This is a genomic window from Hoyosella altamirensis, from assembly GCF_014191505.1.
GTDB lineage: Bacteria > Actinomycetota > Actinomycetes > Mycobacteriales > Mycobacteriaceae > Hoyosella > Hoyosella altamirensis.
This window is the reverse complement of the sequence record NZ_JACHWS010000007.1, coordinates 1-12720: the sequence shown is the minus strand read 5'-3', so window position 1 is coordinate 12720 and position 12720 is coordinate 1. Positions and strand designations below refer to the sequence as shown.

16 protein-coding genes are annotated in these 12720 nt (G+C 63.0%); all 16 read right to left on the bottom strand.

The genetic code is table 11. The features are described from left to right. The coding region (locus FHU29_RS22575) for a phage tail protein (RefSeq protein WP_183377672.1) at positions 1-2721 on the bottom strand (2721 nt) is incomplete at its 3' end. 31 nt (positions 2722-2752) lie between these two features. Continuing rightward, on the bottom strand, positions 2753-3004 hold the full coding sequence (locus FHU29_RS22570; RefSeq protein WP_064442263.1) for a hypothetical protein: 252 nt from the start codon (positions 3002-3004) through the stop codon (positions 2753-2755). After that, positions 3005-3265, bottom strand: coding sequence for a DUF7240 domain-containing protein (locus FHU29_RS22565; RefSeq protein ID WP_064442264.1), 261 nt, complete (start codon positions 3263-3265; stop codon positions 3005-3007). It lies immediately after the preceding gene. Positions 3266-3297: 32 nt separating this feature from the next. Beyond that, positions 3298-3771, bottom strand: coding sequence for a hypothetical protein (locus FHU29_RS22560; protein ID WP_064442265.1), 474 nt, complete (start codon positions 3769-3771; stop codon positions 3298-3300). A 76-nt stretch (positions 3772-3847) separates the two neighbouring features. Beyond that, positions 3848-4252 (bottom strand): HK97 gp10 family phage protein, encoded by a 405-nt coding sequence (locus FHU29_RS22555; RefSeq protein WP_083962534.1) that lies wholly within the window; start codon positions 4250-4252, stop codon positions 3848-3850. Next, a complete protein-coding gene (locus FHU29_RS22550; protein ID WP_064442266.1) occupies positions 4252-4569 on the bottom strand; it encodes a hypothetical protein in 318 nt (105 codons plus the stop codon). Before FHU29_RS22550 ends, FHU29_RS22555 begins: the two co-directional genes overlap by 1 nt. Beyond that, a complete protein-coding gene (locus FHU29_RS22545; protein WP_064442318.1) occupies positions 4566-5099 on the bottom strand; it encodes a hypothetical protein in 534 nt (177 codons plus the stop codon). Before FHU29_RS22545 ends, FHU29_RS22550 begins: the two co-directional genes overlap by 4 nt. Beyond that, entirely contained in the window at positions 5092-5250 is a 159-nt protein-coding gene (locus tag FHU29_RS22540; protein WP_157095373.1) for a hypothetical protein, read from the bottom strand. The genes FHU29_RS22545 and FHU29_RS22540 overlap by 8 nt, the downstream gene beginning before the upstream one ends. Before the next feature lies 1 nt (position 5251). After that, the gene (locus tag FHU29_RS22535; RefSeq protein ID WP_064442267.1) at positions 5252-5956 is read right to left on the bottom strand and encodes a hypothetical protein; all 705 of its coding nucleotides are present in this window, start codon (positions 5954-5956) and stop codon (positions 5252-5254) included. A gap of 155 nt (positions 5957-6111) precedes the next feature. Next, entirely contained in the window at positions 6112-6924 is an 813-nt protein-coding gene (locus FHU29_RS22530; RefSeq protein ID WP_064442268.1) for a hypothetical protein, read from the bottom strand. Positions 6925-7012: 88 nt separating this feature from the next. Then, positions 7013-7285 carry a hypothetical protein gene (locus FHU29_RS22525; RefSeq protein ID WP_064442269.1) on the bottom strand — a complete coding sequence of 91 codons (273 nt, stop codon included), beginning with the start codon at positions 7283-7285 and terminating at the stop codon, positions 7013-7015. Next, entirely contained in the window at positions 7282-7530 is a 249-nt protein-coding gene (locus tag FHU29_RS22520; RefSeq protein WP_064442270.1) for a hypothetical protein, read from the bottom strand. The genes FHU29_RS22525 and FHU29_RS22520 overlap by 4 nt, the downstream gene beginning before the upstream one ends. Then, positions 7527-8270: a hypothetical protein gene (locus FHU29_RS22515; RefSeq protein WP_064442271.1), complete on the bottom strand. Its 744-nt coding sequence runs from the start codon at positions 8268-8270 to the stop codon at positions 7527-7529. The genes FHU29_RS22520 and FHU29_RS22515 overlap by 4 nt, the downstream gene beginning before the upstream one ends. Positions 8271-8379: 109 nt before the next feature. Continuing rightward, complete coding sequence (locus tag FHU29_RS22510; RefSeq protein WP_064442272.1) at positions 8380-10083, bottom strand: major capsid protein; 1704 nt, start codon at positions 10081-10083, stop codon at positions 8380-8382. Positions 10084-10249: 166 nt separating this feature from the next. Continuing rightward, complete coding sequence (locus tag FHU29_RS22505; RefSeq protein ID WP_157095377.1) at positions 10250-10426, bottom strand: hypothetical protein; 177 nt, start codon at positions 10424-10426, stop codon at positions 10250-10252. A gap of 16 nt (positions 10427-10442) precedes the next feature. Then, the coding region (locus FHU29_RS22500) for a phage minor head protein (RefSeq protein WP_221195336.1) at positions 10443-12720 on the bottom strand (2278 nt) is incomplete at its 5' end.

Here is a 12720-nt window from a genome sequence, read left to right as displayed (position 1 = left end):
CGTATTGACAGCGCCCTGCACGGCCGTCATCACCGGCTGCACACGCTGCCGGTTCACGTTCTCCACGTTCGTGCCCATGTTCTGCCACGCAGGAACGATCTGCTGGTTAATGGCGGTGCCGACATTGTTGGCAAGGTTCGCGGCGCCTTGAGCCACCGAAATCATCGCCGGGTTGACCTGCTGGTTCGCGAACGTCTGGAACGCTGCACCTGCCGTGTTCGCGGACTGCGCAATTAAGCTGGCTGCCGGGGCGATGTTCCCCTGCGCCGCGGATTGCACGATCTGGGCGAGCTTCGCAGCATCCTTACCGGCTTCCACCAAGGCCGGGGCGAACGAACCGCTTGCTTCCTCACCTGCCAGGCCAAGCGCCTGCGCGATCGCGCCGAGTGCGCTCACCGAGCGGTCCGCGCCATCGATCTCCGCGGACACAGACAAGTCACCACCGGTAAGGCTCGCGTCCACACTCCCGGTGATCGTGGGAGCGTCGAGCTGCACCGCACTGGCAGCCGTCGCAGCGTCACGAACGACGCGCTCGATGATCGGGGCGAGTTCCCTCGACTTTTCTTCGATACCGACAACCAGGCCAGCCATGAAGTCGTCACCAACACGCATCATCAGACGGGAGGGTGACTGTGTCTCCGATTCCCGGCGGAAAACACCGACCAGCTTGCCCGGAAGGTCTTTCACCCAGTTCACAGCGTCGGTGAACTTCTGCTTGAACCCTTCGATCAGGCCCTGAATGAAGTCACGTCCTGCTGGCACGAGTGAAGTCGCGACATTACCGAGCGCGGAGAGGACACGGCCCGGGAGTTCCCTGATCCACGTGAGGAGTTCACCGAACTTTTCGATCGCCGTGTCCCGGACCCTGCCTGCGGCTTCGATGAGTGTGCCGAACGCGTCACGGACAGCACCGATCGGGTCCTGGATCGCGTTCAGCGCCCCCGTCACGACAGTGTTCAGAATATTGGCGAAGCCACCGACAACGCCGGCAACGATCTCGATCGCCGGAGTCAGCACCGTGGACAGGACACCGGCGAGTGCCCCAACGACTTTGGAGACAATCTCAATTGCGGGCTGCAGTACGGCGCCGAGTAGTTCAGCGAGGGGCGGGAGGACCGCTGAGATCAATTCCCCCATCGTCTCGATGACCGGCGCCAGCGCGGCCGCGAGTTCGCCGACAGTCTCTGCGACCATCTCCCAAATTGGGATCATGGTGTCGAGCAGGTCCATCAGCACGGGCAGCAGCGTGTCGATAAGTGTGTCGAGCACGGTGCCGAGCACATCGCCGATCACGCCCGCTAGGGTGCCGACAACTTCCATCACCGAGTCGAAGGCTGGTGCGAGCGCTTCGAACAGCGTCCCAGCGACATCCATGAAGGTTTCAAATAGGCGGCCGAGAGCGTCGCGGAGGGTTTCAGAGTTCGCGAGCAGCAGCGTGATACCGCCGATAATCAAACCAACCGGTCCGAGCAGGAAACGTGCCGCACCGGCAACGCGGCCAAGAATGCCAGCCAGGCCTCCGAGCCCGCCAGAACCGATCAAACCACCAACCAGCGGGGCGAGACCGGCCATCGCGCCACCGACACCGGACAACAGGGGCGCGAAGTCACCGAACTTGAACGCGAGTTCTTCAGTGAATTGGCGGAAGCGGTCCATCGGGGTCAGGTTTCGTTCGAACGCGTCCGCGAGCTCCTGAGTTTGTCCCTGAGCGTCCTCCATACGCTTCGAGACATCATCCAGTGCGCCGGTGCCGCCGTCGATGTGAGCGAAGAAGTCGTCCGCTGATCCACCGGAATCATCCAGCGCGGACTGCAATTCGCGCATCATGTCCCGTGGGCGCACACCTCGTTCAGCGAGGGTCGCTAAGGCGACACCCACGTCTTCGACACCCACACCCATGTCCTGGAACGCGTCACCGAACCGGGATGTCGCGCGCTCCACATCGGCGAGTTCAAGAGGGGTTTGGGTGAGCAGGAACGTGAATGTGTCCAAATGCTGCTCGGCATCCTCGATGCCGACACCCATCCCGGACAGTGCGGCACCGACCCCTTCGATACCGCGTGCCATCTCGACGCCGGTCGCGTCAGAGAGCCGGTCGAACACGGGCAGCAGGTTCTGCATTTCTTCGCGGGTGCTGATCCCGCGCTCCGCGAGCGCCTCGATGCCCTCGGTGACCGTGCCGATCGGGAACGTCGCGTTGGTCATTTCGCTGACCAAATCACGCATCGACTCGCGCGATTCCCCGAGGATGATCGCGGACTGATCCAGGGATAGATTCAGGTCGGCTTGGGATTGCCCGAACGCTGCCGCGCTCGCCCCGGCAGCAGCGAAGGAAATCCCACCCAAGGCTGCGGCCATCCCATCGAAGGAGGACTCCGCTTCGGCGGCTTCCTCGGCGACGTCGCGGACACTCTCGGCCGCTTCCTGCGCTGCGCTCGAAACATCATCCAGGCCGCTCGTATCGATACTCCCCAGATCGATATCGGTGGCAGCATCAGCGGTGTCCCTGATCGCATCAGCGGCCTGTGAGGCAGCCTCGTCCACGTCGTCAAACGCGCCGGTCTCAACATCGCCGAGCGCATCGGACACGTCACCCATCGCGTCCTTGATCAGGTCAAGAACCTCGCCCATCGCCTCGCGCACTGCAGCGACGATCTCCTGCTCAAAGCTGGACGCTTCCGCCTCGACCGAGACTGAGATGGAACCGACGGGCTGCGACATACGCTAGATCCTGCCGATCTGGGGTGCAGCGTCAGCCGTTCCCGCAGCAGCCATCACCCTTGTCGCGCCCCACAGCGTTGTACATAAAATGACCCAGCAACGTGTTTGCCAAATCGAGGGCTACCCAGTCTGGGCAGCCGTCCTCAGCGCATTGGAGCCAGAACGACGAAATAGTCGTTGCGAGGCTTCTGGTAGCGACTTGCTGCGCAGCCTTCGACACCTGCGAGTCCGACATCACTTCGTTGACGAGGTCGCGGATCTTATCGCTGCTGTCTTCATCCATTCATTCGCTGCCTTTCTTGTTGCGGGGCTCGACTTTCGCTGAAGCGAACGCACCCATGAACGCGTCGAACGACGCCAACTGGTCCTTCGGGGTGAAGCCCGGTGCCGTCTGGCCTTTCTCCGGGCGGTATAGGTCGAACATCAACTTGTCGCGCTCTTTCTCATCCGAGCAGGACTGGACGAGGATCAACTCGACATAGTTCAGGAGACTGTGCATGTCAGGCAGGTCCCGCAAAGGGTCGTGGATGCCATCAGCGATCATGCGGGCCTCCAGGGTGCGCCAGGACGCCGCCGCTACTTGGCAGAGTTTCGCGACGGCTGAATAGGGCGGCTCGTACCGATAGTGGCGATCTTCGCCATCAAGTCCCCCATCATTTGCGGCGTGAACTCGCCCTTCGCATCGTCCGGGTCCATCATGCGTTCGGTGAGCCGGTCGTATGACGCCTCCGACATGTGATTTCGCAGCAGCTTGAATGTCGCGTTCGTCTGCACCTCTTGTGGGGCGTTCTTCGACGAGTTGATGGAGAACATGACAATCGCCTGAGTCTTAGGCTTCCTGACTTCCCACGTCTCGTCAGCGAACTCAAGCGTGTCGTGCGGCCACTCTTCGTCCTCGTCGGGCTGGATCACCGTGCCGTCCTCCTCGAGGACTACAGCAGATTTCCGCTTCTTCGCGAGAGCCGCCCGCTCCTTCTTCAAGCGGGCCTCTTCGCGGTCGAGCTCCTCGGCCTTAGCGGCGAGGTCATCGGTCGAATCTGGAGCTTGCATTGTGTGAGGCCTTCCAATCGGTCCAGTTGTGACTGCCGTAGAAGGTATGAGCGCGGGGTGCAAGCCCCCCCCCGAGTTATAGGGCTGCGGCTACCTCATCCAGTGCGGGCTTCAGGAAAGGTCTTCCCCGCGAACCGGGGTGCCGCACACGGGTGGCGAACACGGTTGTCCCACCTGCCCTGAACCTCAGCGCGCGCGCGTTGCGGGGTTCGATCACGCGGGGGCGTGTGCCCAGCTCGACCGCGGCCGCGTAGTTCGCTCGCGCCTCGACACCACCGGTGACGATCAACCCGTTCACAACTGGTGGGGTCTGGTTGATGGAGCGCCGCAAATTGCCGGTATCGACGGGTGCTTTGAGTTTCGCGGCGGCCTCGACGCGCCGCGTGATATCCGTGACTGCTTTTACGAGGAACCCCTGCCCTCCGGTGAGCGCGTTAGTGAGGTTGCTGTTGTCGATGGTGAACACGAACCCTGACGCCATTAGTCACCGACTTCCCACTCGTGCTCGTCGTAGCGGCGGATCAGTGTCTCCCGTGAGTCCTCCTCGAGGTGCGGGACACCAACGCTGGTGAGGAACGCCAGCCAGTTCGCGCGGGAGGACCCTTTGCCTGTGCGGGGCGGTTCCCGTAATAGCGCGCTGGTGGGTGTCTCCGGGTCACTTGAATCGAGGGGCAGACGCTTGAGCACTCCCAGGCGCAGCAGACCGTCAATGTAGGGTGTCCGCTCGATTGTCACCGGTTCGGTGGGAACCTTCGCGAGAGTGCGTTTCCCGGTCGCTACAACTCTCACTGTGCTCATGCGCTGGCTCCTAACTGAACGTGTGCCTGTGCGATCCATGCCAGCAGCCCACCCTCGGGGCCGACTGGGACGATGGGGGTTTGCGCGTGGTCCAGCACCAGGTGTTCCCGGGTCGCGCACTGTATGGCCCGGCACATCGCGGCCTCTAACCGCCACGAGTCGTCCGCCGATACCAGCGCTTCACGGTCGAGTTCGTCCCAGCACGGGTTCGGTTCGGTGACCGCGCACCTCGCGACTCCAGCTTCGATGGTGGCGGCTTTCGATGTGCCGCATTTCGCTCCGCCCTGCTGGTCGGCGGGGAACTGCGAGGTGCGGTATCGGCGCACGATACGCACCCACAGGAACGGGTCACCGCAGCCGCAATCGTCCTGGTGGAGGTTCCACATGCTCATGGACAGCCCGAAGTCACCGGCAACGAACCGCACTTCGTCGGAGCCGCCACCGAGTGGTGGGGTGGGCGCACTGTTGCTGAACACCTGCCGCAACGATTCCTGCAAACGGCCCACGACGGGGAGCAGCACATCACTCACGGCGTTCACCGCCTTGATCCGCGGGGTGTCCGATCAGATCGGGGCACTCGCAGTGCAGCCCAGGCAACTCGTTGTCTATCAGGTTCGCGTCCAGAGCGACAGCGAGATCGAAACAGATCGCGGCGGTGATTCGGCGAAGAATGCGGATCATGTCAGACCGCCCGGCTTCGCTGAGCTAAACGATTAGGGTTCGCTGCCTGGATCTGAATGTCGATCTCGGGGATGCCCGTGAGACCTTCAGCGAAAATGTCAGGCCCAGTCATGGTGACGCTGACCCCGTTGCGGACAACGGCTTGCACACGCGCCGGCAGGCGGCACTTGGTGTTGCAGCACGCCGCGAAGAACTCCTTCGCGAGGATCCCCGCGGCGGTCGCTAGCCCGGCTGGGGGTGGCGCACCCCGACCGTATGTCACCGACCACGAGCCGGGAGAGCCGAGGGGTTTTGTGAGGTTCTGTGAGGGCCATATCCCGTTGGTCCGGTACAGAAGGTCACCTTCGAGCGCATACGCGGTTTCGTCGAGGTCCGTGCCGTCGATCGTCACCTTGATGATGTGGTCGACTGGGCCCGGAAGGTGGATGACGGAGGGCGCGAGCCACGTGCAGCCACCCTCACATTTGCACACGTTGATCCATGCGCCGTTCACCAGCTCGGGGAACCAGCCGGGTCCGCTCTTACGTGGCAGACACGGCGGCGGACATGGTCGCGCGATCGCCGGACAGACACCGTACTGGCGGCCCGTCAGCGACCAGAGGATTCTGACGGCTGCGTCCTTGGCGTCCTGAAGCCGCGCGCGATCGTATTCCGACTCCGGCGCCGGAAGACACGAATCGTCTACGGTCCATTCACACGCTGCCATGGCCGTCAAACTACGAGCGAGGGGTGCAACGCTGCTCGTTCAGGTGGTGAACCCGCAACCACCGAGTTGGAGTCCGGAACGCCTACTCGGGCGAGCACAGCCCGCAACAGTGAACCCCCAGCCGTCACGCAACTGGGGGTTCCTTGTCTAACTGATCACGGCTCCGGCTCAGGCTCGAAGTCGCAGTCGGGCTGGTCACCAGCGACCGCTACCGCGGTTTCACCGAAGTACGGTGTCGTGACGGACTGGACTGCGAGATAGCAGCATCCGTCCGTCACGTCAGGAGGTGAGATCGGGGTGCGCTGTACCCAGATGTGCTGATCGGGGTCAGGCTCTTCAAGGTAGCGGCCTGGGGTGCCGCTGCCGTCGATATCGATCGGGTTGAACGGCGACCTGCCCCACTGGGCGAATGAACCGGTGATGCCGGTCAAAGTGAACGTTGACACTTGAGCGCCGATCTCGAAATCACCCAGCGTTGCTTCCTTCAGGAGGAACGCGAAGTAACCGAACTGGCGGCCCGTGATCTCGGAACCGGCATCGAAAATATCGTCGTTTTCTGGGGCCTCACAGTCAGATGCCTGCGATGCGCCCGCCCAGATTTCGATCATCACCGCGGTGTCGGTGGGCACCTCGGACTGGTCACCGAAACCGATCACGTTGCCTTCGGAATCGACGATCATAGGCCAGTCGGTGATCATCCCGATGAGGCAGGTGTCGACGTTACACAGCGTGAGAGTCGCGTCCCACCATTTCCTCTCTGGCGGTGTGCGGTCGGCCACGCAGACGCGGCCTTCAGCGTTGGTCTGCTCGAGCTCTTCGGCTGCCTTCATGTTCGGGGACAGGGAAGCGCTGATCCAGCCGTCGGTGACGGTGTAGTTGCCGGGCCCCTCGAGTGGGAGACCACAAAAGTTCGTTTTCGTCACCCGCATGCGGATGCCCTTTACGACAGGAAACTTCGCTCCGGCCATAGTTGTGCCTCACTCTCTTCATTGCGCAATGAAGTTGCGTGTGAGGCCGCAAAAAGGAAGCTATGAGGGTGGGGTGCAAAACGCCGAGTCAGGCGGCTTCGTCGATGCTGATGTTGTTGTCCCGCAAAGCAGTGAGGGCCTTGTCGAGTTTCTGTTCCAGGCAGCGCACCCGTTTATTCAGCCCGACGACCTCGGCTCTGAGGACTTTGTTGTCGGCGGTCAGGTCCGCGGTGAGTTTCGTGTAGGCCTCAGCTAAGTGGGCGGTGGCCTGGGTGCGGTTGCGCCACCGGTTAAACCAGCCCGTGATGAACGCGGTGAGGACACCGGAAGCGAGGACCGCGAGGACGACTTCAATGGTCACGAGGGCTGCCTCGTTTCGTCCCACCGTGCGATCAGGTCATCGCGTGTGTCAGTGCCGGTGACCGGGATTCCGTTAACAGTGAGGTGTTGCGCCCAGGCATCGCGCGAGGATCCGCGCCCGGCGCGCGGGGGTTCGTGGAAGGAGCTCGCAGTATGAGGCTCTGCGGCTACCGTGACCGCGGGTTCTGGATAGGCTGGCCGGTTCTTCCACCGGTAGCAGATGTTTGTCACGCGCCGCACGGTCATGCGATCGTCGCCTTCACTGCGGTGCACTCGTGCCCGACGACGATGGTGCGTTCCGCGATCCACAGGACGCGGTTACCGGTGAGCGCTCTGGCTTGCTGCGTCATTACCTCGTCCCGCCAAACATGTACGGGCCCGGTCGCGTACACCACGCCCGTCGTGTCGGGACCGAATACGACGCGGGTACCGAGAACGGTGGTGATCGTGTTCGACGGGCCCGGCATGATCAGGCCTTCCGCAGCAAGCAGCGCGGCCAGCCGACGGGGCGCGAGGATCACGCCACCGGTTCCGCCCCACCCCCACCCGAGGGCTTCCTCGAGGAGCCCGATCGCGGTGGCCGGTAAATGAGCACCCAGATCGGTTGCCGCGGTCTCCGAACCGGGCTCAGGATCTTCGAGGAGATCGATGAAGTGCTGGGTTACGACCTGTGGCTCGCGTAGCCGCAGGTTCTGCAAAGCGCGTTCCTCGCTGGATTCGAGGCCGCACTCGTCAGCACCCCACGCTGTTACGGGCGGGAACTCCGTGTAGTCACCGCGGTCACCGGTTTTCTCACCGGTTGGCTCCACTTCACAGGGATCGGTGGGCCATGTGCCAGTGGAGCCGGGGCAGTTGATCGGGTCTATTTCGACGCCGCCCTGATGCCGTGACGGCTCACCGGCGGGGTGCAGGCCAGGGAGGTCGTAGAGGGTGTGCCGCGCCGGATTCACCAGAGGCGGCTGAAAATGAATCGGGGGCAGAACCATCAGGGACCTCCATGAAGGGAAACAACAGATTTGGGAGGGCGGGGCGTGGAGGGGTCACAGCCTCACACTGGTCACAGGCCTTCACGCCCCACCCAGATCACGGACCCTGCTATGGGGTCGGGGTTGCGCAGGCGATGGCCTGACGCGGCCCGATCGCGCCACTCGGGCAGATCGGGATCGTGACGAGCTTCGAGCCGTAGCAGCGCTTCCACACCTGGAACTCGTCCTCGACAGCGAGGCGGGTGAACTGGTTCACTGTGAGGCTCGCGTGGTCGTAGACGTTGGACAGCTCGATGACGTTGCGGAGATGCCGGACCCACGTTCCTGCGGGGAACAGAACAATCTCGACCGCTCCTGGCCACTCGGTCGTATCGTCGCTGCCGGGCAGACCGGGTTCGTTGGTCTGCCAATCACTGATGAACTGGAGGAAAATGTTCCTCGCCGTGAGCCACCCGGTGATCTGAGCATCCGAGATGTTCTTCTCGGAGACACCTGCCTGGTTCGCGAGGTCAGCACGGATGACTTCCTTCACCCATGTCGGTGCGAAACCCTGGATGGTAGCCATGTCACCGAGACCGTGCTGGATGCGCAAGTTCGTCGCCACCAAAGCCAGGCTGTTGAGCACGGCCGAACTGGCCGCGATCTGGCTGTCGGCGGGGATCGTGATTGCATCAGATCCGGCGATGATCTTCGCGACTGACAGCGCTGAGACCCGGCGCAGGTGCCACTGCGTCAGGGAGCGCAGGAAATGCTCGATGCGTTCGGGCCAGCCGCGCTGCTCAAGGAACCCTGCGCGGACACAACGCCACAATGCTTCCGGTTCGATTTCGATCCACTCATCAAGGCAAGGAATATCGAGGCACGGCTTTTCCGGTGCGGGTTCGGCGCACAGATCTTCTTCGGTGAAGATCGCCGGGATGTCAGCGAACAGCTCGCTGTAGTCCGGGTCGGCTGGGAACCGGAGGCCACCGCGGTTGATGATGAACTCAGGCAGCGTCAGGAGGTTCGTTGCGTTGGGGACGTCGCAGAAGTTGTATACGGTCTCACCCGGACCGCACCAGCCGCACGCCGCGGTGAGTGAACCACCGGGGAGGTTCCGCTCGTCGGAGACTTCGTTGATCGCCGCGACCAGCGCATGCGCGTCTTCGATGACCTTGCCGTCACGCTGCAGGGTGGCGAGGGACACTGTGGGACCGCCAAGAACCGGGTTCTGGGGACGGTTCAGCTTCAAACGACCGCCTGCGACGAGGTTGTCATCGAGCCGCTTCGCGAAATCCCGGAACGAGAGGCCACTGTTGCCTCCCTGATGCTGCCAGCCCGGCGCGCCAGCCGAGAGGGACCACCCGATCTTGGGCTTAGGCACGTCGATGTCTGCTTTCTTTGTGGCACCAGCAAATGACCGCTTCACAGGCTTGGGAGTTGCTGCTGCAGCGACGGGTTCGGGGGCGTCTACTTCTTCTGCCGCTTCCTGCGTGGCCTGTTCCGCTTCAGCCACAACCTCCGCAGCGTCGCTGGGAGGCTCTTCTTCGGTGCCGTCACTGTCTTCGGTGGCATTGCGTGCCTTCACAGATTCGATGAGTTCCCGCGCTTTTTCGGCGCGCTGGTTCTCCGCTTCTGCGAGGGCTGTCTTGGCGTCATCGATCTTGTGGATCGCGTCGGCGAGCGCGGAGAGCTTGTCGAGCTGCTCCTGCGAGGGGACACCAGAGCCGACTTCAGTGTTGATGTCGTCGAACGCGGTGTTCGCCTCTGCGCGCAGGCCGTCGAGGCCGTCGAGGTCGCTGGGAAGTTCGGCTGGCAGTTCAAATTCAGCCATCAGGGGTCTCCAATCAAGAGTGTTGAGTGGTTTTCCCCGGCACACAGCCCTCGACAGGAACAGCTATTGACGTGTGGTGAGGGTGTTCTCGGCACACAGCACAGGTCAGAACACCTTCTGGTTTTGTGACGCTAAATCAGGGGGGTGAAGATGCGGGCGGAGAAGGCTATTCGCGTATCGGGGTGACGGTTCCCTGGGGGTCGCGGGTTTTCGCGACGTTTGCTTCCATCCGTGAGAGGAACATCCGGGTTTCCCCGGTGCTGGTGGTGAATTCGTATCTGACGGGGGTTCTCTCAGTTTTCGCCTTGGGTGCGCTGCCGCATGATCCGCAGTGTCTGGCCATGGGTGTTGACGCTCCTTCACTTCTGGTGGATTGACGCGGTGAGGCGTTCGTGTTCGCTCCGGCGTTTCACGGCGATCGAATCTCGGATGGCATCGGCTTGGGCGCGGCGGAGTTCTCCAGTCCGGTATTCGTCGAGAAGGTTCGCGGCAAGCTGGTTGAGGTTCACGGTGATCGGGGTGTCGTGCTTGTTCGTGGTGGGGGAGAGCGACGCGATGAGCCGTTCGCCGGAGGCTGTGCGGGAACGTTGGATGACAGGGAATCCGGGGGTGTTGACGGCGCAGACGGCGACGAGTTCGAGGTTCCCGCCGAGGGTGCGCCAGTCCCCTGACATCGGTGCTGACAGGCCTTCTTCGACCTGATCGACCGTGGCTTGCGGATGCGGGACCCCGGAGAAGGCGATACCGATCCCGTCGTCGAAGAGCCTGCCGAGCGCGAAGCAGGTACCGACGTCGTCGTAGTGCTCGACGGCGGCGCGTGCGTCCGCGCCGGCGGCAGCGTGACCGCCTCCCACTGTGAGTCTGCCGACTGGGAGTGTGTCGCCTTCAGCTGTGCGGACGCTGGAGGTGTGGAAGTGTGCATAGCCGGTGTTGGAGCGTGGCACGGGGACACACCGGTCAGTGAAGCCGCGGTGGCAGCCTTCTTGCGCGACGTGCCCGATGATCCGGCCGTCGCTTGTCATGTGCAGTGGGGTGGGTTCTGTGAGTTTGGGGTCGGCGAACATGACGGCGCGTGGCCGGTGTTCGTCGAGGGTTGCGAGGCGGTGTCCAGCGGCTTGGAGGACCGCTGGCATTGTGTCGTCCCGCTCCACCGTGTCGCCGATTGTGATGCTTGTTTCGCGCCAGGCGGGGATCGCGACGAGGGTGACGGCGGCGATCTCGGCTTCCAGCCACATTGGTACAGCGTCGATCGGCTCATCTGCGTTGATGGCTTGTTCGAGTTGCTCGTCGGTGATTGGCTGGCCGTCGGGGGTTGCGAGGACTTCATTCGTGACGATAGCGAAAACGCTTGGGGCGGTGAGGTCTCTGCGTGCCTGGTCGACAGCGTCGTCCGCGTGTTCGGTGTTGAGGAAGTAGCCGCGGCCCCAGATGCCGTCGTCCCGGGTTTCAAAAGCTTCTATCGCACCGACGGTGAACGCCCCGTCGTGGTCGGGGTCGTCTTTCTCCTGCCAGTTGAGGACGAGTGGGAGTTTCTCGTTGACGAGCTTCAGGTCGGGAGACGCAAGTGACAACCTGTCGCGGGAGACCGTGTTGAACGGGATGAGTAATCCTTCCCAGGATCGGAACTCCTCCATGGCGTGACCTCCATCAGCTGCGGCAGCGGTTTGGTGGGTGATTGTGGGATCGAGGGATGCAGCCAGCGCCCACGTGTCGAGGCCGGGGACGTTTTCGCCGCGCTCAACGGTGAGGAGCGTGCACCGGCACTGGATTACTTCCTCTGCGGGCCCATCAGGGTCGCCGGGCGCGGCGAGCTCGTAGCCGCCGACGATGAAGTGCTCACCTAGGGGGACACGCTGGCCGTGTGCCTCGAGGTGGGTTTCGCGGGTTCGGTCGGATCCGGGGGTTGCTATCCACACCTGGTCGAGGAGTGTGCCGGTGATGTCGGACTGCAGGATCGCGGCTTGCCTCGTTGCCGAGTTCATGGCGCCGCCAGATTCGGTGCGGGCGACGACGGTGGCGCGGCGCGGCCACTGTTCCACATTGGTGACGTCGAGTTCCGTTGCGATCCGGTCCCGCATCTGGGGTATCGACTCTCCGAGCCGCAACGCTTCGGCGACGTGTGTGGAGATCGCTTTGTACACAGTGTCGGGGGTGTTGACCATCCGGTTGCGAACCTGAGATAGGTACACGGTTTGCCACTGTGTGATCGCTGGGATGCGGGTGACCATGCGGGCGGTGACTGTCCCGGTTTGCGGGGTGGCGTTGTCGGGCCAGGGGAGCATGTCGGCGGTGATCCCGGCGGCGGTGATGGTCGCGGCGATGTGACCGGCGGTCAGATCGTGCATGCCTGCGATGAAGATGGTGTCGAGAAGTTCTTCGAACCGGGCTTGGGTGACGGCGATGTTGGAGGGTTCGGGTGTGAGCGCTGCCGCTGCTAGTTCGGGGAGTACTGCGCGGCGTACGTCGGGAAGCCACGCGGCGTAAAGGTCCATCGCTAGTTCGTGGACCCGGCGTTCGAATGTGAGCACGTTCAGCAGTCCGCGGCGCCGGTGGTCGCTCATCGCAGCACCTGTAGCAGCTCTTGATGCGAGGGTCTGATGGGTGTCTCCGCGTTCGTCAATGCGCGTGTCGCGATGC

What these genes read in the sequence shown, in the direction of transcription:
- FHU29_RS22570 (WP_064442263.1), bottom strand. Translation starts at nt 3,004, where the DNA reads ATGGATGAAGACAGCAGCGATAAGATCCGCGACCTCGTCAACGAAGTG.
- FHU29_RS22565 (WP_064442264.1), bottom strand. Translation starts at nt 3,265, where the DNA reads ATGATCGCTGATGGCATCCACGACCCTTTGCGGGACCTGCCTGACATG.
- FHU29_RS22560 (WP_064442265.1), bottom strand. Translation starts at nt 3,771, where the DNA reads ATGCAAGCTCCAGATTCGACCGATGACCTCGCCGCTAAGGCCGAGGAG.
- FHU29_RS22555 (WP_083962534.1), bottom strand. Translation starts at nt 4,252, where the DNA reads ATGGCGTCAGGGTTCGTGTTCACCATCGACAACAGCAACCTCACTAAC.
- FHU29_RS22550 (WP_064442266.1), bottom strand. Translation starts at nt 4,569, where the DNA reads ATGAGCACAGTGAGAGTTGTAGCGACCGGGAAACGCACTCTCGCGAAG.
- FHU29_RS22540 (WP_157095373.1), bottom strand. Translation starts at nt 5,250, where the DNA reads ATGATCCGCATTCTTCGCCGAATCACCGCCGCGATCTGTTTCGATCTC.
- FHU29_RS22535 (WP_064442267.1), bottom strand. Translation starts at nt 5,956, where the DNA reads ATGGCAGCGTGTGAATGGACCGTAGACGATTCGTGTCTTCCGGCGCCG.
- FHU29_RS22530 (WP_064442268.1), bottom strand. Translation starts at nt 6,924, where the DNA reads ATGGCCGGAGCGAAGTTTCCTGTCGTAAAGGGCATCCGCATGCGGGTG.
- FHU29_RS22520 (WP_064442270.1), bottom strand. Translation starts at nt 7,530, where the DNA reads ATGACCGTGCGGCGCGTGACAAACATCTGCTACCGGTGGAAGAACCGG.
- FHU29_RS22515 (WP_064442271.1), bottom strand. Translation starts at nt 8,270, where the DNA reads ATGGTTCTGCCCCCGATTCATTTTCAGCCGCCTCTGGTGAATCCGGCG.
- FHU29_RS22510 (WP_064442272.1), bottom strand. Translation starts at nt 10,083, where the DNA reads ATGGCTGAATTTGAACTGCCAGCCGAACTTCCCAGCGACCTCGACGGC.
- FHU29_RS22505 (WP_157095377.1), bottom strand. Translation starts at nt 10,426, where the DNA reads ATGGCCAGACACTGCGGATCATGCGGCAGCGCACCCAAGGCGAAAACT.